The sequence below is a fragment of the Paraburkholderia domus genome, assembly GCF_905220705.1.
Classification (GTDB): domain Bacteria; phylum Pseudomonadota; class Gammaproteobacteria; order Burkholderiales; family Burkholderiaceae; genus Paraburkholderia; species Paraburkholderia domus.
Genome location: NZ_CAJNAT010000001.1, coordinates 679,228 through 702,974 on the forward strand (window position 1 = coordinate 679,228; position 23,747 = coordinate 702,974).

A 23,747-nucleotide genomic window follows, 5' to 3' on the forward strand; every position below is an offset into this window, starting at 1 on the left:
GGCACTGAAGGATGCGTCGGCTCATCCGGAACAAAGTCAAGACGTCACCCTCGCGCGTGCGCGCCGCAATCGCATGCAAGGGATGGGTCTCAGAAGATGAATCGCGTTGGCTTATCGTTTGCCTCCGCGCGTTACTGAATTGGTAACCGTTTGTGGAATTGCTGCACCTTTCCCACCTCACCATCCGCTACCATGAACCTAGCATCATCCCCGCCGCCCTCTTCACTCAGCCCACTGGCGTCAGACCTACCGACGCTTGGCCGCCTAATTCGGAGTTGTAGGCTGCATTGCGAACTGAGCCTCCTCGATGCTGCTGAAATCGTCGATATCGACGTCGCCGAATTGAGCCGCATCGAAGATGGGAAGTCGGCTGCTACCGAAGCCCTGTTCAAGGTTCTCGCTGGGTTCGGCCAGGAGATGCTTATCATGCAGCGCGATGATGCCAGCGACGCTCTCGCGGCGGTCGGGCATACCGTCAACTGGTATGAAGTAATGGAGCGGCGCTATCCTTCCAGAGAACGACCTGTACCGGCTGCCCTCGTTCTTGACTGCACCACTCCGACGCTTTTCGTCGACTTTGACGGCACGCTGCACGTGGGCCATGCGTATATCGGCGAGGACGATGAAATAACGCTCGACACCGGTCGACCGCTACTGGAATTCGCCCCCCTGCTCGCCGAGCTTCTGGAGCCCTATCCCGATGTAGAAATCGTGCTCACGACGTCATGGGTGCGACGCTTGCCAGTGGAGCGCGTCATCGAGTACCTGCCACCGGAACTGCGCCGACGCGTCGTCGGGACCACCCGGGATATCAAACCCCGGTTCAGCTATGTGCTGGACGGCACCGAGCGTACTTATGTCGTCAGCAGCTACGTCTATGGAAAGCGACTTAGGCACTGGCTCGCCATCGACGACGCAGTATTCGGCGCGGCACAGTTCGGTCGTGAGCCCGGCGAACTCGTGGACCACATCCTTCTGCTCGACTCGTCTCGTGGCATCGGCGACAGCAATGCGTTGCAGCGCATCGCGCTGTGGCTTACCGAAGTGCATTCCGCACCACATGGATGAATCCATACGCCGCTAACACATACCGAACATGTCCCGTGACCATCGCATATGAACGCACGAAGGCAGTTATCGAGACGTGCGAACTTCTTCAGCTGCTAATGCTCGACTTCGGACGTCCATTGTTCGAGTTTCGAGCTTCAACCTACACACGTGACGGAGGCGCTACACATGCTGAGAGTAACAGTCGAATTGTGGCCGGGCGGCCGCGAGAGCGGTAGCCGAGTCTTGGCAACAGCAAAGATTGGCCGAGTTAAGAATGGCGCGCTCGCGGACTACAAGGTCGAACTGCACGAAGACGTGCAGGGAAAAATAGGCGCTGCGACACTGCACGACTACCCACGCTGCGCTTCGACCATATGGGACCTGATAGCTCGCGCAGTTGCAGTCGCGCTGACTGGGAAGGAGGAACTACCTCCACGCCCACAACAGCTTGATGTTCCCGTTCACACCTCCGATAACACCACTTATGTGCGCTTCCGGGAGATACCGGAGCCTGCGCGAAGCCTGTTCAAAAAGCGCATCGAGTTTTCGACACGCCCGTTTATTGACGAGGACCCGGAGCCCATGGACTGTGCTTACGCTTGGGATTGGCGCGATTTTTTGGATGGCGGCAGATAGTGGCGTCAATGACGTCCAAGGCTTGCTAGATTTCTCGCGCTGCCATCGCGACCCATCGAACGTATGTTCAAAGCAGTGCTGGGTCGCACTGAAGAGACGCTGCTTCAGGCATCGTCCGAGAAGTTGCGTTTTTTCGCACCTGGGGCCTCCATCCATGACAGTGTCCTCTGCTGCAATGCCCGGCTCGCTGCGAGCGGGAGCCTATCGATGCTCGCGTCCAAGCTTGATGAATTTCGGCGTGGCAAGGCTGGCGTCCCTGCCCACCCTTTAGAACGGGGAATATGTCTATGTCGAACGGGTCTGTCGCTCATCTCCAGAATGAAATGTAGTCCGTACCTCGCGGCCTGAAAGAAGCTGGTTATTGTCGGCAGGCGTCGGACAACGGCCCCTGTTGCTATCTGTCCCTTGCGGTATCACGTGGTTTCATCGATTTTGATACCACGCAGTCAAGGCGAATATACGACCACTCATTCGTCGGAGACCGCGCATGGTTCCGTTTTGCATTCAAGTGGATGGACCCGCAATCGGGCGAGGCCCGGAGCCGCGCCGGCATACAGTGGTATCGAACGGAGGACGGCAGGCTCGCGGAAACGTGGATTGCACTTCAACCCCTTGGTTCGGCGTGGCCGGACGCTCCGCAAGCAAGTTGGACGAGCGCGCCCCGCCTCTTCACGTTTGCGGGGCTCGCCGGCTGGCGAACGCAAGCTGGCCCGGGTTATTCCTCGCCGTAAAGAGGCGGAGCATTGTCGACATCATCCCAGCGACATTCGATAGTCGGGTCCAACCAATCGGCAGCCCGACGAATCCAGGCCGCGTCCACGATGTCATCCGAAGACTTCAGCTTCTTCGTATCGAACTCGTTCGCGAGGACGCGCAGCCGGTTCGCACGCTCAAGTTTTACTGCCCAGCTCTCAACACGCTTCAACTGCTCCACCGCACGCCGGCGAATCTCCGCCCGTTTCGCCCGTTCGACCGCCTGAGCGGCGAAGAGCGCCTGCTGCTCACGAGCCATTTCCGCCCGGACCGAATTCCGGATAGTCAGATGTCGAAGCTTGACGACGAACGCTTGAATCTTCGTCTCCAATGACGCACTCCGGGTATCAGTGAGGGTGGCGGTCGCGTACTTACTGTCGACTGTGAACGCTGCGAGCTCTAGTTCATTGGTCGGATGGAAAAAACAGCCCGGACGGTGGTGGCCGTATCGCAGCCGCTTGTTTTCGGCCTGCTGCTCCTGCGTGAGCGGAACGGTTTCCTGTCGGGCACGCTCTCTCACACGGAAGGTCAGTTTGGCATCCAGGATGGTGACGTGTGCGGGCTGACTCTCTTTGTCGCCCTGAGACAGCCGGTATCCCGCTGCAGACAGTGTTTCGAACAGGAGATTCAGCAGCAGAAGAACGCGCTGGACATTCTGCGGTGACACCGCGATACGCATGAGCCCGGCCCCATCGCAGTATGGCCAGTCACGTGAATCGCGTGGCTTCCCGCTCAGCTTCTTCTCAATCCTTCTGACGAGCGGAAGGCACTCTTCAATCGATTTGCGCAGCTCAACGGCCGGCACCTGGGGCGCATCGGCTTCGTCTTCGTCGATGCGGGCTTGCGCCCGCCGGGCAAGGTCGTCGTCGCGCTCATCTCTGTAGACCGTGCGGCGGTAACTCGTCGCCCCCTTTGAAGCCGGCAACGCGGGCTTTTCCACGGTCTTGCCGGCAGCGAGTTTTGCCCAGTGCCCCACAGGTGGAACCGGAATGTCCAGGCCTACGCATATCTTCCGCAGCCCGACATCCGAGATGCCGTACCTTTTCGACACCTTGGTGACGGGTTCCGCCCAGACTTCCTCGTAGAGTTTCTGGCGGTCAAAGTCCTGATGAACGCGGGGCATACAGGCCACTCCGTATTCGAACGAAAAAAGCCGAAGCGCGGAAGGCACCGCCCGGCAAAGCAACATTGCTTGTGCACGCTTCGCGCCAACCTGTTTTGGCTTAGAGAGTCTTCAGTGGCGAACAACTGCAAGAGCGCGGCGTACAGATGAAGTGAACAGAGCATCAGTAGCGATGCGGCGGGGGCGGCCGACGATGTGGAGGCGGCCGATGATGATGGTGCCTGAGCGGCGGTAGCAGTCTGCACCTGCGAACAAGATGTCCATGTAGCCAGACACGCTGACATTCCATGCGCGGACGCGCATTGGCTTCAGTCGGCAGAGCAAAAACCGTGGTTGTGACCAACAAAGTGGCCGGTATGCCTTTGTACATAAATCTCCCATGTTGCAGTCGACAGTCGCGCCGACATTGACCGGGCGGCTGTTCTGTGCACCTACGCAGACTGACAGCCGATGCAAACAGTTCCCGTGCGTGCAACTAGGGGCCTTCTCTCTTGCGAAGGTCCCCAGCCGCGTGGCAGTTACATCCACACCTCGATGCTAGGCTGCTCGAACTCCGCGCGAATCAGTCTCTGTCGTGTGCTCGACCGTGGTGTGCTTGCTCAATAGCTTGCCGCGGCGATTGGCGTCCCATCAAACGCCCGCCGCAAGTGCATGCCATACAAATCCAGTCGTTTCAGTGATTTACCCGGCTTGCTGGTGAGTTGTCCACAGCCTTGCAAACAGATTGTGTGGACAACTCGACGACCCCGTGCGCGGGATGGCACTGCACTTGCCGGCGAACTGATGCTCTGAGACCGCTTTCTCGAGGCGATGCTTTGGCGAAACCGCCAGGCGCGCGTTCTCGCCTCGTGCCGACACAGCATGGGTCGCGTTACCTTGAGTTCAAGGCTTCACTGCTTTCGCGACGCTGCTCACTGCCAGTGTGCCGATGGGGCAGACGATGGGCTGGAGCAGGACAGCCACCAACGCGGCGCTGTCCGTCGGGCTGCTTGTTTCCGGGTTTGCCGCCTAACCGACAACAACGCCGCTCGAGCGGCAGGCGTACACCTGGGGATGGGTCGAGCTGCGCGTACCAACAGGTTTGGTGGTTTGATGGCGAACCGTTGACTCGCAACAATTTCGCCGTGCAAGGAAACGACCCGGATTGTTTCCGGATTTACCGCGTACGCGTGGGTAGCCGCGCTTTGGCAACGGGCCGACATTTCTTCCACGGCTTGCTCGGATGACTCGACGTCTCTGTCAGAGTTCGGCAGAATCTTTATCGTGGCAAAGTACACGTTGTCGAGGCGAGCTAGCGGTGATAAACCTCGGGACTGTGGCCGGTCCGCAATGTTCATCCATCGCCTCCATAATTCGATTACTTTTCTCATTCATCGACACGCATGACCAATCCTTTGGGCCGCCGGACATGAAAACCATTCCTTTACACGAAAACAAGAAGATTCAGGAATTTTTTGACCTGATTGGTTCCGGAAGCGCCGTGTACAACCAAGCCACCTTTAGCTTTTTGGCGGTTCGAGAACCCGATAATTCTGGGCTCGCGTTGATGCAGGGCCACGTTGTGCTTTCAACCGGAATCGGTGCACCGCCTTTAATCGAAGTCAAGACACCATCAATCTGTGCGTGCTCTATGCGTCTTGCGGACCTAGATGTCGACGCTCGGCAGTTACTCGATAGATTATTTCATTTCGGCATCGCCACTCCGTTGGGCAACCTCAAGTATGGCGCAGTGCCCGAAAGGTCGGACATGACGCTGTCCGCCTATGTTGAGCGATTTCCACCGGAACCAAGTGCGAAGCAGGCGCACCCACTAACTCTACGCGTCTCGTTCGACGGGTTTCGCTTTACCAACCAGCAAGCGGAGTTCTTGAATGACCTTCGCGCAGCGGATACTCCGTACGATTCGGTTGTCGAGCTCGCGGCCGAACTAGGGCTGCGCTCGCTCCGATGGGATATGTGTTCGCTCGACGTCTCAGCCCTTCCACTTGTCGCGGTTGACTCAAGCCGGACGATAATCGGCGGGAGGGTGACGCTCGCTCTACTTGCAGCTCATGGAATCGACAGAGATTCAGCAAAGCTGGGTTATCGAGTCCTGGCCGCTGACGGGAAGATAGTTACGCGAAAATCAATGGCAGGCCAGGAGTTGACGTGGCATGCATTCGAAACCGGCCTTGTGGGGGAAGTTTCGGTTGCAGTTCCGACCGGCGCCATTGTTCAATGCTTCGCTTCTTATGAGGGGAAGTCGTTGCATCAGGACTGGATTGTCGACCCCGCAGTAGTAGCCAACACGCGACGCGTTGCGCATGAAACGTTCGATGATGGGCTTTCGGGAGTAAAGAAATATCTCTTCGACCCGAAGCAACTAAAGCAGAACGCCAAGCAGTTCGAATGGGGAGTTGCTAATCTCTTTTACATGCTGGGCTTCGCAGTGAATCCGATGGTCGGCCCGCTCACTGAGGACGGCCCCGACGTTCTCGCTACAACCCCCTCCGGCGACTTCCTTGTTATCGAATGCACGACAGGTAGCATCGACAAAGACGGAAAGATGTCGAAGCTACTTTCGCGAACGTCGGATTTGGCAGAGAGATTGCAGGATGCTGGCCACTCGGACCGGAAGTGCCTTCCCATAATGGTCACATCGTTGCCACGAGAGGCGGTCACCGACCTATCCCAGGCCGCAGAGAAGGGTGTTCTGGTATTGACTGTTGAGAGTTTGGAGAGGCTTGTCGACGACACCGTGGCCACGCGCAATGCTAACGACCTCTTTCACGAGTACTGGCTGGCCACTAGGCCGCCAGAGATTTCTTTGTCTGGTGATATGGGCGCCTTGGCAACTGGTCAGTGGGACTACTAAAGCCTGTTTGCACCAAGATTCGCAAAACTAGAAGAGTACCCTGAGGTTGATGGTCATGACGGCGCTTGCGTGCTCGTACCTTCAGGAACGAGATGATGACGCTTCATCTGCCTACAATGAAACTCCGTACGCACTGCTCTATGTCGTTGGCGCGGGCATGCTGCTAACTCCGGAACCGGAGAATTTTTGTTTTCAATGCACGCCGGCGAAACGACTCGCATCTGGCTGAAGATGAACTGCGGCCGGTGCCGCGCGCTCGAGCGCGCCGACCTCTGTGAGCACTCCCGACGGGTAACGACCGGACTAGACGGCAGGCCACGATGAAGCGCGAGTCCTCGGCCTTGTCAGCACGTCCTTTGAATTCCGACATTTGAATTGAAGCCACCGAAGCGGCCGTCTCCGCCTCACAGATAATGTGAGGCGATGAGATATCAGGCCCGAGGGTTTTGCAGTCCTTCGCGAGCGCGAACTGCTTTGCTCATGAGTCATCTGGCACAGGTCGTAAAGTAGACGGCAGGGCTTCGAGAAACGCCTTCGGCAAGTCTGGCGCCGCGATGAATCTAGCGGCAAATTCATTTGCGTCCAACACACCAGAGGTCAACATTTCGATGAAGCGTTTGTCCGATGCGAGTCCTATAACGAGTTGTCTTCCCAATGCAGCATAGGCCGCGTTGTCGACTAAATCAGACAGCACGTCAAAGCGCCGCAGACCAGACAGCACGTCACAGTACACCAACACATCGGATGGCGCTCGAACTGCGTTACCCTGCATCGTTTGAACATAGGCCTGCTGACCCGATATAGCGGTATTGCTAAACTTGCCAGGCACCATTGACTCCTTTTCCAGACCAAGATAAGTCGCCATGCAAAAGACGAATTTGCAAGCGAGTTGATTCTGGCTCTGCGCAGCGGCGATATAGGTAAAAAGGCTTGCGTTTCTCGTGAGGGTTCTGAGCGTTGGTAGCGAGTGGTCAGGAAATTCGCGAATCAACACGGAAATTGCGGACGCGGCGACGTCAATATTTGGAGGCTGAACGGTCGGATTTTCGTTCAGTATAAGTGCAACTCTCTGCGCCACCGAAGATATGACCGCTTTAACGACCGGTTCACCTTTGTCATGAACAAGTTGCTTAAGCAGAGCCAGAGCGGAGGCCGAGAAAAAGTGGTGGTCCAGACCACCGCTTACCCACTCAATAAGTGTTTCGTCACCTTGCTCAGATGAGCATGCCTGCAACGCCCACGTTTGGTCGTTCTTCTGGAAGCATTGGACCACCTCGGCCCACTGCGCTGGCGAGACTGGAAGCGTGAACTTGAATCCAGTCTGTTCGATGTATTCGCGTATATTCTTTCTTGCGAGCAACGAGATGAGATTGTCTTTCCACTTCTCCCAGAGGGAACCATACCCATTGCCATCTTGCTCGCCCGACGCTTTCATCCCCGCCAGCAACTTTACAAGCACACTTGCTGACCTCGCATCATTCGCGACAATGGCGAGGAACGCATCAATTCCTGAGACGAGATTGTCGTTCCTCAGATGTAACGATGACATCTCCGAAAGCGTCTGACAGGCGGCCTCAACGAGATGCCGTCGCAAGCTCGCCGGGATAAAAAGCGATTTGGAGCTGTCTGCCTTTTCTTCGTTACAGAGCGGAGCTAGGGCGCACAGAAATTGAAACAATCTCTCCTGCTGCGACCCAAGCTTTTTCAGGTCGCTCCGGATGTACTTGTCCAGAACATATCGCCCACTTGGCGTACGCTTCAGCAATTCCCGCAATTGTTTTCCATCGCCAGCATCCAGTACCTTTTCAATCTCTGGACTGATGGTGAGGTAGGAAGCGTCATCCAGGCTCGACGCCCGATAGTGCAGCATTGCGAACACATCGTTGAGCCTCTCCAATGGCAAAATACGGGCTACAACGTCTGGTGGTTGGCATGTATTGACGTCGAGTTTTGACGCACACAGTTCGTAGGCTGCAAGGCAGGATAGTGGAACTGCATCATCCCACTCAACTTTGGCCGCGACGAGCCTGTTTACGAAAATGACCATCGCTCGAGGCGTCATGAGTCCAGGAGGCGGAAGCTCCTCGTACAACCTGAGAATCTCGTCATGGTCCCCGGTATCGTCTTTCCCGAACACCTCCTCCAAAAGTCCTGCCAAGTAGTTTTTCCATGAGTGAAGAAGTGACGGCGGGACACTGAAGCTCACCTGGAAAATCTTGTCGAAGTTTGAAAGGCGTGAGTCCGGGACAGGTCGACGGTTTTCGTCGCGCTCTGAAGTTCGGGAACTCGCCAGTGGCACAACCACCCATAGTCTTTTGAACCACGGCTCTGCGGCGAAGCTTGGGTTATCCAGAAAGGACCGTAGCAGTGTCCATATGTCTGACGCTTCCTTTTCGTCGATGCGGTCCAGATTGTCGACCACAATCACCAAACGGCGCGTTTCTTTCTTAAGGACGTCACCCAGCAGCGTGCCGAAAGCCGCTTGGAATTCAATCGAGGTTGGTTCCGCCTCCTCTATGGCTTCTGTCGTTTCAGCATTGGCGGCCCGCCTCACAAGAAGGTTGAGTATCCGGCCGGATGAGAAATACAGTAGACCAGTCAAGAAGAGCCATGCGGCGGCAGCAAATGAAAACTTGGCCCCCACATCCCAATCCCGCTGCGCATCACTCAAAGCGCCGAACGCGGTTGGTGCAACGATACCAAGCGCGATTAGCCCTCCGATAGTGAGTTTCGAAACATCGTCGAAGTTAGGGCGGACTGTCTTGCTCGACACCTTCAGCCGCTTGCTCAGTTTGGCTAGTTCACGTTCCCAACTTCCACCGCTTGCTATATCGTTGGTGAATTCAATCCAGTTCGCGCCCGATAACTTCATAAGCAATGACGTCATAAAGGCGCGTCGCAGTGGGTCGCCGACATGCACCCAGGCATCGTATTGAAATACTATGGTCGAGCGTTCCTCTGCTAGTCCAGTCGCGTGTGCCTCGGTCTCGCTTTGCTCAAGCAATTTCGTGAGCATCCCCACGACCGTAGATTTACCACTTCCCCAAATTCCGTCGAGTTTGATGCTCTTTCCGCCGTCCGAAGTGAGGATGAGTCTGGAAATCGATTCCGCTAGTTGTTTATGTGCGCCACCAAGACGGTCGTCAAGATGCGGTACATCCGGCAGCAGCTTTGGATAGGTTCTGGGGGGCATTTATTTTATGAAATGATACAAATATTATTTGAGCCTGGTGCGTTATGCAGCAAACCGTTGCTCTTAGTACCGACGCGACCAGGTTGAAGTGGACTCTGAGGCCGGTCTGACGACTGCAAAGGGTTATCCGTGGTTGTCGACCCAAGCACGCGCCCAGTCCAGTCCCGCGAACTGTGCCTCTTCCTCGGTGTCAAAAACAGCGAGTACCCCGGAGGCTTCAATCATCTTCGCGTCGTGGGCGATGGTCCCGCTTCCTGCGTATCGCTCAGGCGAAAGGATGTCTTCTTGCTGAAGTATGGCGTGACCGAAGATGCGGTATCCCTTGTAGCTTCCCGATTCCATCAGCGCACGACCTCAACATTCGAGTCGTGAGCATCAACGCGCAGCACGTTCCCCTCGGGAGTTATCAGACGGGGAATTTCCGACACGTCAGGAGTAACGCGTCGCGTACCGGTACCGGGAGCACCCTGCTTCACAGCCAGGTTCGTAGCGGTGGCCGGCGAGCGATGCGCCCGTGTTTTTACGAAATGAGGCACACGCCGCTTCTGCGTAAGCGACTTCGGCGCGCCTGCACCCTGATGCAATCCATCGCGAGCTTCGGGCGGATTCCAGATTTCTATGTAACGCTCGCCTGCAAACGCGGACGAAGTACACGCGAGTAAAAGCAACCCGCATCCAACCAGTTTCACTATCGTTTCTCCTTGGCGATGCGATTCAGTCTGTCACTGCAGGATACATCCCCTCCGACGCACGACCCGTCGCAACCGTCACAGTAGTGGCGGTCGCGCACGGCGCCGTCAACGCGCCAGACATCGGCTTCCGCCGGACTAGCGGTACCCACCGAGCGGCCATTTTCGCACGCAAAGAACGTCGGCTCTCCCGCCTTGCCGCGGCGAATGGCCTCGTCGATTTCCTGCTCGCCAAAGGCAGATTTTATGTCGGCGACAAACGCCGCAATCTCGGGCATCGGATGACTGACCGGCTTGCGAACGCGCATATCCATGAAGTTTCACCCCAAAAAAAGTGTCTGTTCGCCGCTACGGAAATCCGTGTAGGATACTGTATATCCATACAGGCATTTTCGCAATCCAATGACTGTCCCGTCCCCCATTCCGGAAGCAATACACCCGTCCTTGTGGCGGGCGTCGCAGCTTGCGCGGGGCCGGGGCCGCACGGTGGACACGGGGTATCCGGCGTTGTCCGCAGAACTGCCAGGCGGTGGCTGGCCCGTCGGCGCGCTTGTCGACTTGCTGGTCCAGCAGGCCGGCGTGGGTGAAATGCGGCTGCTTCGTCCGGCGCTCAGCGAACTGGGCAAGCGGCCGGTCGCGATGGTGCAGCCGCCGCACATTCCCAACGGGCTTGGCCTCGAGTACATCGGGTTGTCGCCAGAGCAACTGATGCAGATTCGGGCCTCGAAGACGGCGGACGCATTGTGGGCAGCAGAGCAGATTCTGCGCGCCGGCAGTTGCGGCGCGCTTCTGTTCTGGACGCAATACGTTCAGACCTCGTCGCTGCGTCGGCTGCATCTCGCAGCACAGTCTTCGGAAACGTTGTTCTTCATGGTCCGCCCACTGGCGTCAGCACAGGATGCCTCTCCAGCAGTTTTACGACTGGCGCTCCAGTCAGAACGCGACGGTCTGACCGTCGACATTACGAAGCGACGAGGTCCAGCACGCGCAGCGCCTCTGTCCATTCCACTTCAACCAACACCTGTCCTGTTTTCGCACCATGCGCGTATTTCTCGCCGTCCACTTGCCCCGGTTGCAACTCGAGGTCTTCCGACCAAAGTGGCTGCCTGAGCCCGCACACGGCAGCGTGGTCCTGGACAGGGACAAGGTGCTCATCGCTGACGGGGTAGCCAGGTCTTCGGGCGTGCGGGTTGGCATGAAGCGCGGCGGTGTGTTGACGCTCGCGCCGGAGGTAGAGATGTACGAGCGCGACCCCGGCCGTGAACATGCCGCGCAACGCGAAGTGGCAGTGGCGCTCATGCAGTTCTCGCCCGATGTCGCTGTGCTCGAAGAGGCTGTTGTCGTGGTCGACATCGGCGCAAGCTTGCGTCTGTTTGGTGGACTGCTCGCTGTATGCCGGCAGGCGAAAGCAATACTCGAAACCATTGGACTGACCGCGCGGATAAGTGCCGCGCCCACAGGGCAAGGCGCATGGCTGCTCGCGAAGCACCGGAACCGGCGCGTACTCAAGGTCGACTCGCTCGAACGGCAACTGTCCGCACTGCCGCTGCTGTCAGTGCCGGAAGTACGACCGTTTGCAGACTGGTTCACAGGACTTGGTTGCGAGACGATTGCAGACGTGCGGCGATTACCGCGTGCCGGACTGCAGCGCCGTTGCGGCGAGCACCTGCTTGATTCGCTGGACCGGGCATTCGGCACGGCGCCCGAATTGTTTGACTGGCTGGAACTGCCTCCAACGTTTTCTGCCCGCATTGAAATGCCGGACCGCATCGAGCACGCAGAAGCGGTGGTCTTCGGCGCGCATCGCCTCATCGTGCAGCTATGTGGCTGGTTGTGCGCAAAGCAACTGGCGCTCACAGGCGCGACGCTTCTGCTGGAGCACGAGCGAGGCAGACAGGCAATTGAGCCGACTCCCATTGAAATTGCGCTGGGAGAGCCGACGTGGCGCGAGGACCATCTTGTCCGGCTCATCAAGGAACGCCTTGGCCGGATTGAACTGACTGCGCCTGTCATCGCGCTACGACTCGATGCATCGAACGTGCAACCAGCGGCGCCTGCTTCGGACACCCTGTTTCCGGAGCCCGGTGGCTCGGCCGAGGAGCACGCACGTCTGGTCGAATTACTGGTGGCAAGGCTCGGCGAAGAAAACGTACTTCGGCCCGCGCCGACCGCGGACTACCGGCCTGAGATTGCAAATCGATGGGTTCCCATTGCGAGTCGGTCTAAAGGCACCGCACTGCCTGAGGGCCTTCCGCGACCAACCTGGCTGCTGGAAAAACCCGTGCGCCTGCTGATGCGAAAACATCGGCTGTTCTACGGGTCGCCGCTGCGCATGGTATCGCCGGGTGAACGCATCGAGGCCGGGTGGTTTGATGGCGAACTGGTGACACGCGACTACTTCGTCGCGCAAGGTGAAGACCAGAGCTGTTTCTGGATTTACCGTGAGCGCGTCAGCAGTCGTGACGCGGAAGAAGACCAGCGGTGGTTTCTCCACGGCCTGTTCGGATGACACGCCATGGACTCCTCGTTCACCATGCTGCCGGCATATGCCGAGCTTTTCTGCTTTTCGAACTTTACGTTTTTGCACGGAGCCTCTCACGCAGAAGAGCTGTCCGAGCGTGCGGCGCAACTGGGCTATTCAGCTCTGGCAGTAACCGATGAGTGCTCGCTGGCGGGCGTCGTGCGCGCTCACGTTGCGGCGAAGAAAGCAAAGCTGCCATTTATCGTTGGCTCTTACTTCCGCCTGGCAAACGCTGATGGTTCGCCAGCGTTCGGGCTGATTCTTCTGGCCAGAAATCGCGAGGGATACGGCAACCTGTCTGAATTGATTACGCTAGCCCGTACGCGCGCACCGAAGGGGGAATATCGCCTTACTCCGCAGGACCTGTCCCGACCCGACAAGGAAAACCGGCATCTGCTCGGCATGCCTGATTGCCTCGCCATTCTTGTGCCCGATTTTCCGGCAAAGGAAGATGTTCTTGCGGCACAGGTCGAGTGGCTCGATGACACGTTCACTGGGCGGGCCTGGGTAGGCCTCGTGATGCACCAACGTGCCATGGACGATATTCATCGGGGCGCGGTGGAATTCGTCGCCCGCAATCAGGACGTACCTGTTGTCGCGCTTGGCAATGTTGTCATGCATGTGCGCTCGCGAAAGCCTCTGCAGGACACGATGACGGCCATCAGGGTTGGCAAGTCTGTCCATGAATGCGGTTATGACCTTGCGCCGAATGCCGAGCAGCACCTGCGGTCGCGACTGCGGCTCGCGAATCTGTATCCAGACGAAGCACTTAACGCTACCGTTGATATTGCGAGTCGTTGTACGTTTTCGTTGGACGAGTTGCGTTACGAGTATCCAGACGAACTTGTGCCAGCCGGCTTCACGTCTGCCGCATATCTGCGACAGGAGACGTACATCGGTGCCCAACGACGCTTTCCGTCGGGAATCCCGCACAAGGTCCAGGAGCAGATTGAGCACGAACTGGACCTCATAGCGGACCTGCAATATGAAGCGTACTTCCTCACGGTGTACGACATCGTGCGCTTTGCCCGTGGCCAGCACATCCTTTGCCAGGGTCGTGGCTCGGCTGCCAATTCCGCGGTCTGCTTTTGCCTCGGCATCACTGAGGTCGACCCCGCTCGAGGAAGTATGCTTTTTGAGCGCTTCATCTCGAAAGAGCGTGGTGAGCCGCCAGACATCGATGTCGATTTCGAGCATCAACGGCGCGAAGAGGTCATCCAGTACATCTACAAAAAATACGGTCGCGACCGGGCTGCAATTGCTGCCGCCGTTTCGACGTATCGCCCCCGCGGCGCGCTGCGCGAAACGGGCAAGGCGCTCGGCGTTGACCCACAGATAGTTGACCTGGTCGCGAAGAGCCATCACTGGTTCGACACGAGTCAGGACCTGCTCAAGCGCTTCGCCGAGTCCGGTCTTGACCCGGAGAAACCCCTTATTCAGGCTTGGGCAAAACTGGCGTCGCAGTTACTCGGATTCCCGCGCCACCTGTCACAGCACTCGGGCGGTTTTGTCATCAGCCGCGGGAAGCTCACGCGACTCGTGCCGGTCGAGAATGCGGCAATGGCTGACCGCAGCGTTATCGAATGGGACAAGGACGACCTCGAGGCGCTCGGCCTTCTAAAAATCGATGTGCTTGCGCTTGGAATGTTGTCGGCCATCCGGCGCACGCTGGATATCGTGTCAGAGCAGCGCGGGGAGCGTTTTGAAATGCAGGACATACCTGCGGAGGACCCGAAAACGTACGAGATGATTTCCGCTGCCGATACTGTCGGCGTTTTCCAGATTGAATCGCGTGCCCAGATGTCGATGCTGCCGCGGATGCAGCCTCGCACGTTCTACGACCTCGTCATCGAAGTCGCCATTGTCCGGCCCGGTCCGATTCAGGGCGGTGCAGTGCATCCCTATCTGCAGCGCCGGCAGGGTTTCGAGCCCGTGACCTATCCGAGCGAAGCATTGAAGACTGCATTGGGCAGGACTCTCGGCATTCCGATTTTTCAGGAGCAGGTGATGCAGGTCGCGATTCTTGCCGCGGGCTTCACCGCTGGCGAGGCTGACCAACTGCGTCGCGCGATGGCCGCGTGGAAGCGCAAGGGCGGCCTCGAAAAATATTACGACCGCATCGTCAACGGGATGCAGGAGCGCGGCTACGACCTGGCTTTCGCTGAGGGTATCTTCGAGCAGATTAAAGGTTTTGGTGAATATGGTTTTCCGGAGAGTCACGCGGCCAGTTTCGCCTTGCTCGTCTATGCGAGCAGCTGGCTGAAGTGCCACGAGCCAGAGGCGTTTCTTGCTGCCATGCTGAACTCGCAGCCCATGGGCTTCTATTCACCATCACAGCTCGTGCAGGATGCACAGCGACATGGAGTCAAGGTCCTGCCAGTTGATGTGACCGCGAGCGGTTGGGACTCGGCATTGGTCAAGCTCGTCGACATTGGACGACCAGCAGTGCGACTCGGCCTGTCTTTGCTTCGCGGTATGAAGGACGGCGCTGCGGAACGCATTGAGAACGCGCGCGCAGTTCGGCCGTTCGGGAGCGTCAAAGACATGGCTCGACGCGCACAACTTGACCGGAAGGACCTTCACATACTCGCTGACGCCAACGCATTGGCCCTGCTTGCCGGCAATCGTCGTGAAGCGCTATGGCAGTCGGTCGCTGCTGTTCCGGACAAGGACATGCTCGCCGCAGCAACCGTTGAGGACGAAACTCCCCAGCTCGGCGCGCCGACGGAAGCTCACGATATCGTCGCGGACTATCGGTCAGTTGGTCTGACGCTAGGCCGGCATCCGCTTGAACTGCTGCGGCCGCAGTTGCTTGCAAACCGCCTGATGCCAGCATCGACTCTGCGCACCTATCGCGACGGGCGGCTCGCACGAGGCTGCGGGCTTGTTACCGTGCGTCAGCGTCCGGGCACAGCAAAGGGCGTGCTCTTCGTGACGCTGGAAGACGAGACGGGCAACGTGAATGTAGTCATTTGGCCGAGCCTCTTTGAGAAACAGCGCAAAGAGGCGCTGGGCGCATCTCTACTTGCGGTGTACGGGACCTGGCAGTGTCAAGGAGAGGTTCGACATCTGGTCGCGCAGCGGCTTGTCGACATGTCATCTCTGCTGGGTAGTCTGACGACAGCGAGCAGGAATTTTTGCTGACGCGGCACCGCAATGTGAGCGCCTCCCTATAACGACCTGGAGTTGGGCTCGTTTCATGCGCAAGAGCGGACGGTCATATGACTACGTTGTTCCGCCGCGCCGTTGCTCTCGATGGGTTGCGTGTTCTGTCAGCAGCCGTCGCATCGTGGTCAGTAAAATTTGCCCATCTACGGGCTTGCGAAGGAAACCGTCGTAGCTGATGAAGGCTGGCGGGCTGGGTTCTCCGGAAACCAGTATGAAGGTAACGTCAGCTAATCCAGGGAGAGTGCGCAATCGGTGACACAGTTCGCTCCCCGACATCACTGGCATACGCCAGTCGGCGACCACTATGTCTACAGGGGATTCGATGAACATTGCCAACGCTGACTTGCCATCGCTCGCACTTTTCACCTCAAATCCGTCTGCGATGCAGTTCGCCTCCCATGCTGCAAGGGCTTCCGCGTCGTCATCTACCAGCAGCACGCTTGTCATATCCGGATATCCGAGCGACCACTTGTTCTTTGGCAACTGAATACCGACTAAAGTTTCACGCGGCCTGTCATCCAAACCGCATATTCGTCGCGGTCGCCTTGCCGCGGAGAATGCGTATCATGGGAGCAGGAAACGGAGGCGTCCATGTGCTACTCGGCTCAGATTCTGGCGGACTACAGGAAGTTCGTGCGCACTTTCGGCGCCTTGATGGATATCCATGAGTTTGCACGTCTGTTTTTTGAGCGTGCAGAAGGCGTCAATAAGGCAAAAGTGCCGAAAGCAATGGAGGACGCGTTTGCTCAGCCCCAGACCGAAGCCGAGCGAGAAATCAAAGCTCTCATTGAAAAGTTCAATGCCGGACAGACGTCGAAGCTCGAGCAAGACCTTTTCAAGCAGCGCAAGCGACTGGCCGACGCCGAACGAACACTTCAGACGAAGGTCACGAAGGCGGCGGCCGAAAGCCAGCGAATCGCCACCGATAAAATCGAGTGGACGCGTGGCAAACTTGAGGACATTCAGCGGACTGAGCCCAAGGCCCGCGATTCACGCATCTTCCCCGGGACCTATGCGCCCGTCATGGTGATGGAAGACGGCCAACGCGTCATAAAACCGATGCGTTATCAATGCCGCATTGCTGGCAAACCGGCATCGTATGACGTCAAGTTCCCCGGGACGTACAACGCTCGGCGCGACAACCTCGAAGGTTTCTGGCGGCCCCTGTTTGGGTACTCACACGGCATCCTCGTGGTCAATGCCTTTTATGAGAACGTCAGGCGCGCCAAGATGGAGGGTCGGGAGCTTGCCGAAGGGGAGAAAGACGAGAATGTGGTGCTTGAATTCAAGCCAAACCCTGCCCATGACATGCTAGTCGCCTGCTTGTGGTCGCGTTGGAGCGCGCCCGGCGAGCAGGACCTCCTGTCATTTGCTGCCATCACTGACGAGCCACCACCAGAGGTCGCGGCCGCCGGCCATGACCGTTGCATTATCCCAATTAAGCCCGAGAATATCGACGCGTGGTTGAATCCGGATGCTTCGGACCTAGCGGCGCAGTATGCGATTCTTGATGACAGGGACCGCCCATACTACGAGCATCGGCTGGCTGCGTGACCGGCGGCCTATAACTCGACTTCTGATTGTGAGCAGCGTGACGAATCCACTCAACCTCAACCTCAACCTCAACCTCGACCTCCGGGCGCGGGCCGAACTGCTTGCCTACCAGTCGTAAATCGCAAACGCGCAACGCTATTAACATAGCGCCTATAAGAGCGGGGACCAAATGAGGAATGAAATCGAACGAGTCCAAGAGACATTCAGGTTAACACGTGAGCGCATTAAGGCGAAGTGGGTGGCGGCCACACGTCCTCCTATCGACCTTGTGACCTTTGTTCTCAAGCTTATCAAATCACTAAGCAACACTCCGTGGTCGGTCCGAAGCATAGTCCGCAATGATATCGCGGATTGGCGCTCGTTCAATCGCTACCAGAGAAGCCAAGGTTTGTCCCCGTGGATGCGGTCGCTAACACACGCGGGAGAACATCCAATTTGGCTCTGCCTATCAGGTCCTGTTGCAATCTGCGTCTTGCGGGTACTGGTTCACTACCTCCCGGCCTCGATGCATCCTGCAAGCTGGAAAAACTGGCCGAATTCAGACCGACTGACCTACTTCACGACGCTGTGGTCGGTGCAGGCGACTATTGCAGCTCTGGCGTTTCCCATGGTCATTGCGTTCGTGGCAGTCTTCTTGCAGCGGCGACCAGCCGCCGACAATGCGATGCACCTGTACATGCTGAATTCGGGTGCACTGCCCGCCGGTCTATCGTCACTAATGTTGGTGGTCGCCATGGGCGTCCAGTATGTTGCGGTGCCTCATCAAGGTTCAAGTTCCCTTCTTCCTTGGGGAGCACTTGACGCAATCTGGTTTACTATAAACGCCCTCCTAACGGCTCATTTTCTCTACAGGACTGTGGAGTTTTTGCGGGCAGATGTTCAACTTGATGTTGTGCGGCGTCACGTTGTCAGCGTTGCGCTCCCCCGCGATGTCGCACGTCTGTGGTCGTTCCAGGTCTTCGCCCAAGCACATTCCAGAGGCTGGATTTCCACGCCGGACCATCTGGACGAAAAGAGCACGGAAGGACCGAGAGTTCACCTGACGCGCTACCTTTTAGGAAGAGGAACGCAGCAAGGAACGATTGAACTTCGGTCGGAATCTCGACTGACTAATGTGCGTTTGTGGCCGCTGGTGGTTGTCATAGCACTATGGGCTCGCGCCGCGTCCAAATGGCCACGTCCTGCGGCGCAGCAATTCCAGCGTCGCGCCGTTTGGCCGACACTATCGGTGCCGATGACGCCCGGCAGTCGCTACCACGAGACGTTACCCCTTGCGCTCGTCGAAGCGGGACCCGACCTCGATGAAGTGCTTCGCTCGCTTCTGCGTCGGGCGTTTTCCTTCACAAGTGTCAAGAGAGAACGCTTCGAAATTCAGGTGGCGTCCGTACTGGAGGAGTTTGAACTCGACGCGCGCACTGCGGTAAGTAAGCCAAACGTCAAAGAATTCGAGCGAGCTTACGAAACACTTGTCGGTCTGCACCGGCTACTTTTGGGCGCATCCTTGTTCGAATCAAGCGATGGGACCGTGACCAGCTGGGCGTTGATGCCAGACCTCGAGCACGTCTTTCAACGTTCGCTATACGAGAACTGGAACAATACGTATCGCCACTTGTTCTTGGCGGCAATCGAATCCATGGCTACCGACGCTAGCCCAGTACGTCGCCTGTGTCATATCGTTCGGCACCTCGGTGGTCGCGAGCTTCGTGAGTCTCCCGCTGAGATTCGGGAAGGAATGCTGGACCTTCCCCTGCTTCTGATGTACCAACTGGGGGATTGGTGGGCCCGGCAGGTAGAGGAACAGGGTGCGGGTCGGCATGGCGCACATCAGATGGTGACCCTGATACCTCCGCTATTCCACGTATACGAGAATGTTATCTCTACGTTCGTTGGTGGGTGGGAGAACGCAAAAGATGACGTCGCAGAGATGCCGGCAAGCTCTGACACTTTCGAGTGGACGAGCGCGTACAAGATAGCGAAGCTGAGAGCGGCACACGTTCAGGGCACTTCAAAACTGTTAATCGCAGCGGTTATGCGAGGAGACCAAACCGCGGCTGAGTGGTTTGCTGACGCGCTCGGCAAGTGGTGGGGAGACTCCACGTACGAGCACCAGCCCTTTATGCTTGTCGGAAAGACAGATTTTTTTACGGTGGACGACCTAGAGGCCAATTGGCAAGAAATCGAAGCTTCCTTCGGTCTAACCGATGAGAACTCATTTCCGACGGGAATACGTCAGACTGAAGTGCAGCGTGGCGTATTGCGCGCAGCTCTCCTAAACCTGTGGACGGATATTCGGCTTGTAACCGTCGAGCTACTGATATCTCTTGCGTGCCAACACGACCAGCAGGACCTCAACGGGTCTCTAGCCATCGAAATTGCTACCGGGTTGCTCAACGGAAAACAATGGCGAACCGGCGGTACGGCATCAGAGTCGCTGCGCGACATGACGGCGACAGAATATCTGACAGCCAAAGTCCGGCAGTTTGCGTCGGGAGGACATTATCGCACCGGGTATGTCTCTCGGCTCGACACCTTTGTCGAAAGGATAAAGAATACGCAGCAACCAGGCATGATTAGCTCGCGCGTTTATTCCTCCTTTGGCGCGGACGACCTCGAATCACTTCAGGAACAACAGCTGATACTTCTTGCGGTGCTCTCTGACAAAACGTGGCAACTGACGGCGTCGCTGAGCAACCAAATTGATGTCTGGATGACTCGCCAGTACCGGAGCATCGAAATCGTTCGGAGTCGACTTGACGCCTGGCTACGTCGCCTAAGTGACACAACCGAACTATTAGCGCCGGTAGTCGACACACTGCTGAATCGAACTGGCAAGCCTCAAGACGCCCCATTAGCTCGCTCTAATCTGCATACCAGCCTGGAGGCGATTAAGGCTACCGTGGAGAACCGGCGAAACGAAGTGCTTCACGACGAGGCCGTCGACCCCGAGCGGCTTGAGCAGATTGCGATGTTCGCGTCGCGTAGCGCCTTTAGTACACAGTCCGGCCCGTTTCCTCTGCAACTATTCGAGCAGAACTTCCGCGATAGCGATGCTCCGTTGGAGGACTTCAACTTGACCGTGCGCCAGATTCGCAAGGGAGAGATGACGAAGGTCGAAATGGACCAACGCGCGATAAACGAATCAGACTTTTGGGACGACGCTGTACGAAACAATGTAGGGCAGTTGATTATGTGGGACGTTCTGCGCGCTTGCGATGCGGGCGCTCAGTTAGTTCCGGATGCCGAGTTGTACTGGGCTGCTGTCCAATCGTTCGCGGAGTCCATGACGGCCCAAGGTCTGCATCCAATCCTTTTGCTGGAGAACCCGACCAAGCCCGATTGGGTATGGGAGTGGCAGCATGCATACATTGGCTTGGGTTATCAGAAGCCGCAAGACCTTCGGGTTTGGCATGCGAACGACAAAGGGCATGCTTACATCTGCAACTTCAACGATGTCGAGGTCTATGGAGTGTTCCTGCAACCTGGCCAGTCGATTCTATTGACGCGCGAAGCCTTTGACGAAATCAGCTTCCAGAGATACGCCGAGGGTCGGTATGTCGACACTTCGTACACAGCGCGGTCCGACAGCGACTCGCTGATAGACATTCATCTCAAGTTCTCGAGGCAAGTGGCAATCGGCACGGTAGACGCGTTGCGGCTAGTTTATGCTCAGGAGGAGAAAGCGCCCTGACAAGTACATCTCCGTGCAAATTCCGGTGTTTCGGCTTTCTCCGGAATTGTGTTCCCGTCATGTGGGGTGCTCGCTCTGGACGGATTGCATTTCAGCGTCAGGTCGCGGAACGCCTCGCCTGCGCTAGACTAGTTTGAGCAACCGGAAGGAGACCTGAATGATACGCAAGACGCTCAATGCTTCGCAATTACAGCAGGAGGTCAACCGGCGAATCCATCGACTGCAGGAAATCGTCGAAGATGGCGTGAAGATTCGTGTGCCGCGGCCGCAGTTGCAAGAGGCTGACAAGACAGGCTGCAACTGGAACATGACCCACTTCGGCAACGCGGTCGGCTTCGAGCGCGACATCGAGGGCGTGCTCAAAGCCGTGCGTGCGGAATACAACCTCAATACCGAAGTGAAAGACACCGGCAACCCGTTTGGGGACTAACCGCGAAAGACATCGGTTCGTTGTTCGTTTTTGATGGCGTGGGCACTCATGATGCGCTTAGGGGTCACGAGCGTCCCGGTCTTATCGCCAGCCGGAAGTTCATGGTCGAGCCCAGTTTCGCGGCACCTTGCGGTTACTTCGCGTACATATCAATGAACGCCGCGATGCTGCTCTCATCAGGACCCACTGCGCCTTTTTCTTCGCCGTTCGGGGTGACCAGCCAGAACCAGTTGTACGAGCCTCCCGCGAGCCAGTACTTGTGCTTGTTTACGATAAGACTGCCAGCGAATTGTCCTGATGGTATGACTGTTAGGGTGTTTCCGTCCGTGACGAACCGCTCCTTTCCTCCCGCCGTCGCAATCGCGTGAATTGCGCCTGAAGTAGCCCACGCGGCGCTGGTGAAATACACCGTACGTCCGTCGGGTGAAAACATTGGCGTGTCCAGCGCGGCCAGCGTTCTTTTTGGGTCATTGCCCTCACGGCCTTCTACGAGCATGTGCGGTGACGTGCCGTCAAGATTCACCGTCCACAGCTGGTCGGCAGTGGCGTCGCCGGCGCCGGTTGTCACCTTCTTCTGGGGCGTGCGACGCACGAACACTACCCGCTGCTTGTCAGAAGAAAGGGCAGGTGAAGCGTCGAGGCCAGTTGTTGTCAGCTGTCGCACAAAGCCGTTGTTGTCGACAACCATGATGTTCCCTCGGTCCACGCTCACGGTAGTCGCGTAAGCCGTCGAGGTTAGCAGATATGTCACATAAACGGAAAAGGCCAGTTGTTGTGGAAAGTTTTTCATCGGCAAGAGCGCTGGCTCGACAGAAGTAATGTTTGGGCCCAATGAGGCGGTTGTTTTATGCCGCCCCAAGGATTGCAAGGACAGAGTCGAACAGGCGTCCCCCGTGCTACCGGATGACCTTTGAGTGCGGTCAGGCAATCGGAGTAGTAAGCTATTCGTGCTACCTCAAAAGAGTGGCAGCACAAGCAATCATGCTACGTCTTCGCCCCTTGGGCGCGCAGACGTAGTGGTCTCGTTGTTCCCGCGCCGGCAGGAATCGTCGTTTCCCTTAAGTCGATGTCAGCCTGACTCGGAGGTCTTCGACAAAAGCTTGCAATAGCAGTGACGGTTCTTCTTGGCGGCTTCGTACTATGTAGACGTCGCTAGGAACGTTTGCTTCGAAAGGACGAACTTCAATACGGTCTGCCCATGCGCTTGCACAAAACGGGTCGATAATTGCAATACCACCACCGGCCGCGACAAGGCCGCATGCAGTCTCGGAACGAGTTGTTTCAAAACGCACGTCCAGGTCAATGCCGTGTTGTCCAAGAACTCGCTCAACGGCTTGCCGAGAACCATCTTCGCGACCAAGCGCGATAAAAGGCTCATCACGCAGGTCCTGAGGCGTGACGATTTCGGCCGAGGCGAGCCTGTGTCCTTTCGGCAAGATACACACTGAGCTAACGCGGCTCAGCAGTTCGCAAACGACGGCTGAGTCGCCTATTGGCATTGCAGTGAATGCCACGTCTACCTGCCTCGTAGCTGCCAACTCCGCGTTCCGGAGCGAATCGTGAACCTGAAGGTCGAGGAGCGCGCGGTCATGTCGAGCTGCAAATTCCACAGCGAATCCTGGCAACATGGCCGCTACCGCTGGATAGGCTGCTATCGAAACACGGCCCGATTGCAAACTCCGGACATCCATCGCTAAGCGGCGCAAACGCGCCATGCCTTTTACCACGTGGTCGACCTCCGCCAGCAACAGTTGGCTTTCCGCGGTGGGCACGAGTCGTCCTCCCCGCCGATGAAAAAGCGATAGTTGCAACTCGTGTTCGAGGTTGGCGATGTGCGTACTTAACGACGGCTGCGAAATGGATAACAACTGGCTTGCTGCAGTAACCGTTCCGGTCTCCATCAATGCCCGGAACGCCTCAAGCTGGCGATAGTTCAACGAATGCTCCGGCAGTATGTAGCGTTTCCTGAGTATAGTCGAATCCTATAGGCGGGACAAAACAAAGTATTGGACGCAAGAAATTTGGTTTTAGAACATTCAGTCATGGGGACAGCACGAAAAACGATTCTCTCGCAATTCGCGTCGTACC

At 57.2% G+C, this 23,747-nt stretch carries 16 protein-coding genes and 1 pseudogene; 10 read left to right on the forward strand and 7 right to left on the reverse strand.

Annotated features, from left to right (window positions below; genetic code table 11):
* Positions 1 to 192: 192 nt before the first annotated feature.
* On the forward strand, positions 193 to 1,068 hold the full coding sequence (locus tag KHO31_RS02885) for an HAD domain-containing protein (protein WP_236071055.1): 876 nt from the start codon (positions 193 to 195) through the stop codon (positions 1,066 to 1,068).
* 168 nt (positions 1,069 to 1,236) lie between these two features.
* Positions 1,237 to 1,686: a hypothetical protein gene (locus tag KHO31_RS02890; protein WP_211622667.1), complete on the forward strand. Its 450-nt coding sequence runs from the start codon at positions 1,237 to 1,239 to the stop codon at positions 1,684 to 1,686.
* Positions 1,687 to 2,401: 715 nt separating this feature from the next.
* On the opposite strand, the gene KHO31_RS02895 is transcribed toward KHO31_RS02890, so the two are convergent.
* Positions 2,402 to 3,562: a hypothetical protein gene (locus tag KHO31_RS02895; protein WP_211622668.1), complete on the reverse strand. Its 1,161-nt coding sequence runs from the start codon at positions 3,560 to 3,562 to the stop codon at positions 2,402 to 2,404.
* A gap of 922 nt (positions 3,563 to 4,484) precedes the next feature.
* Here KHO31_RS02895 and KHO31_RS39095 point away from each other — a divergent pair.
* Together KHO31_RS39095 and KHO31_RS02900 are read left to right on the forward strand one after the other, a co-directional pair.
* Positions 4,485 to 4,571, forward strand: a pseudogene (locus KHO31_RS39095) (MFS transporter); the annotation flags it as partial.
* A 399-nt stretch (positions 4,572 to 4,970) separates the two neighbouring features.
* The gene (locus KHO31_RS02900) at positions 4,971 to 6,416 is read left to right on the forward strand and encodes a hypothetical protein (protein WP_211622670.1); all 1,446 of its coding nucleotides are present in this window, start codon (positions 4,971 to 4,973) and stop codon (positions 6,414 to 6,416) included.
* Positions 6,417 to 6,894: 478 nt separating this feature from the next.
* Here the strand turns inward: KHO31_RS02900 and KHO31_RS02905 are convergent, their stop codons facing one another.
* From KHO31_RS02905 to KHO31_RS02915, 3 genes are all read right to left on the reverse strand, one after another.
* A complete protein-coding gene (locus KHO31_RS02905; RefSeq protein ID WP_211622672.1) occupies positions 6,895 to 9,609 on the reverse strand; it encodes a P-loop NTPase fold protein in 2,715 nt (904 codons plus the stop codon).
* A gap of 123 nt (positions 9,610 to 9,732) precedes the next feature.
* Positions 9,733 to 9,951 carry a hypothetical protein gene (locus KHO31_RS02910; RefSeq protein WP_211622674.1) on the reverse strand — a complete coding sequence of 73 codons (219 nt, stop codon included), beginning with the start codon at positions 9,949 to 9,951 and terminating at the stop codon, positions 9,733 to 9,735.
* A 346-nt stretch (positions 9,952 to 10,297) separates the two neighbouring features.
* Positions 10,298 to 10,612, reverse strand: coding sequence for a hypothetical protein (locus KHO31_RS02915; RefSeq protein ID WP_211622676.1), 315 nt, complete (start codon positions 10,610 to 10,612; stop codon positions 10,298 to 10,300).
* An 88-nt stretch (positions 10,613 to 10,700) separates the two neighbouring features.
* Between KHO31_RS02915 and imuA the strand changes: the two genes are divergently transcribed.
* From imuA to KHO31_RS02930, 3 genes are read left to right on the forward strand one after another with little or no spacing between them, the layout of a single operon-like run.
* On the forward strand, positions 10,701 to 11,408 hold the full coding sequence (gene imuA / locus KHO31_RS02920) for a translesion DNA synthesis-associated protein ImuA (protein WP_211622678.1): 708 nt from the start codon (positions 10,701 to 10,703) through the stop codon (positions 11,406 to 11,408).
* Positions 11,338 to 12,807, forward strand: coding sequence for a Y-family DNA polymerase (locus tag KHO31_RS02925; RefSeq protein ID WP_211622680.1), 1,470 nt, complete (start codon positions 11,338 to 11,340; stop codon positions 12,805 to 12,807). The genes imuA and KHO31_RS02925 overlap by 71 nt, the downstream gene beginning before the upstream one ends.
* Before the next feature lie 6 nt (positions 12,808 to 12,813).
* Positions 12,814 to 15,963, forward strand: coding sequence for an error-prone DNA polymerase (locus KHO31_RS02930; RefSeq protein WP_211622682.1), 3,150 nt, complete (start codon positions 12,814 to 12,816; stop codon positions 15,961 to 15,963).
* An 81-nt stretch (positions 15,964 to 16,044) separates the two neighbouring features.
* Here the strand turns inward: KHO31_RS02930 and KHO31_RS02935 are convergent, their stop codons facing one another.
* On the reverse strand, positions 16,045 to 16,434 hold the full coding sequence (locus KHO31_RS02935) for a response regulator (RefSeq protein WP_211622840.1): 390 nt from the start codon (positions 16,432 to 16,434) through the stop codon (positions 16,045 to 16,047).
* Between the two features lie 144 nt (positions 16,435 to 16,578).
* Between KHO31_RS02935 and KHO31_RS02940 the strand changes: the two genes are divergently transcribed.
* From KHO31_RS02940 to KHO31_RS02950, 3 genes are all read left to right on the forward strand, one after another.
* Positions 16,579 to 17,541, forward strand: coding sequence for an SOS response-associated peptidase family protein (locus tag KHO31_RS02940; RefSeq protein ID WP_211622684.1), 963 nt, complete (start codon positions 16,579 to 16,581; stop codon positions 17,539 to 17,541).
* A gap of 169 nt (positions 17,542 to 17,710) precedes the next feature.
* On the forward strand, positions 17,711 to 21,229 hold the full coding sequence (locus KHO31_RS02945; protein WP_211622686.1) for a hypothetical protein: 3,519 nt from the start codon (positions 17,711 to 17,713) through the stop codon (positions 21,227 to 21,229).
* A 157-nt stretch (positions 21,230 to 21,386) separates the two neighbouring features.
* A complete protein-coding gene (locus KHO31_RS02950; RefSeq protein WP_062091079.1) occupies positions 21,387 to 21,659 on the forward strand; it encodes a hypothetical protein in 273 nt (90 codons plus the stop codon).
* A gap of 133 nt (positions 21,660 to 21,792) precedes the next feature.
* Here KHO31_RS02950 and KHO31_RS02955 read toward each other — a convergent pair whose 3' ends face one another.
* On the reverse strand, positions 21,793 to 22,449 hold the full coding sequence (locus KHO31_RS02955) for a TolB family protein (protein ID WP_211622688.1): 657 nt from the start codon (positions 22,447 to 22,449) through the stop codon (positions 21,793 to 21,795).
* Between the two features lie 268 nt (positions 22,450 to 22,717).
* Positions 22,718 to 23,596: a LysR substrate-binding domain-containing protein gene (locus tag KHO31_RS02960; RefSeq protein WP_211622690.1), complete on the reverse strand. Its 879-nt coding sequence runs from the start codon at positions 23,594 to 23,596 to the stop codon at positions 22,718 to 22,720.
* Positions 23,597 to 23,747 lie beyond the last annotated feature (151 nt).

Coding starts and splice junctions, on each gene's coding strand:
- KHO31_RS02950 (WP_062091079.1), top strand. CDS start 21,387: ATGATACGCAAGACGCTCAATGCTTCGCAATTACAGCAGGAGGTCAAC.
- KHO31_RS02945 (WP_211622686.1), top strand. CDS start 17,711: ATGAGGAATGAAATCGAACGAGTCCAAGAGACATTCAGGTTAACACGT.
- imuA (WP_211622678.1), top strand. CDS start 10,701: ATGACTGTCCCGTCCCCCATTCCGGAAGCAATACACCCGTCCTTGTGG.
- KHO31_RS02885 (WP_236071055.1), top strand. CDS start 193: ATGAACCTAGCATCATCCCCGCCGCCCTCTTCACTCAGCCCACTGGCG.
- KHO31_RS02935 (WP_211622840.1), bottom strand. CDS start 16,434: ATGACAAGCGTGCTGCTGGTAGATGACGACGCGGAAGCCCTTGCAGCA.
- KHO31_RS02955 (WP_211622688.1), bottom strand. CDS start 22,449: ATGAAAAACTTTCCACAACAACTGGCCTTTTCCGTTTATGTGACATAT.
- KHO31_RS02900 (WP_211622670.1), top strand. CDS start 4,971: ATGAAAACCATTCCTTTACACGAAAACAAGAAGATTCAGGAATTTTTT.
- KHO31_RS02910 (WP_211622674.1), bottom strand. CDS start 9,951: ATGGAATCGGGAAGCTACAAGGGATACCGCATCTTCGGTCACGCCATA.
- KHO31_RS02890 (WP_211622667.1), top strand. CDS start 1,237: ATGCTGAGAGTAACAGTCGAATTGTGGCCGGGCGGCCGCGAGAGCGGT.
- KHO31_RS02925 (WP_211622680.1), top strand. CDS start 11,338: ATGCGCGTATTTCTCGCCGTCCACTTGCCCCGGTTGCAACTCGAGGTC.
- KHO31_RS02940 (WP_211622684.1), top strand. CDS start 16,579: ATGTGCTACTCGGCTCAGATTCTGGCGGACTACAGGAAGTTCGTGCGC.
- KHO31_RS02905 (WP_211622672.1), bottom strand. CDS start 9,609: ATGCCCCCCAGAACCTATCCAAAGCTGCTGCCGGATGTACCGCATCTT.
- KHO31_RS02930 (WP_211622682.1), top strand. CDS start 12,814: ATGGACTCCTCGTTCACCATGCTGCCGGCATATGCCGAGCTTTTCTGC.
- KHO31_RS02915 (WP_211622676.1), bottom strand. CDS start 10,612: ATGGATATGCGCGTTCGCAAGCCGGTCAGTCATCCGATGCCCGAGATT.
- KHO31_RS02895 (WP_211622668.1), bottom strand. CDS start 3,562: ATGCCCCGCGTTCATCAGGACTTTGACCGCCAGAAACTCTACGAGGAA.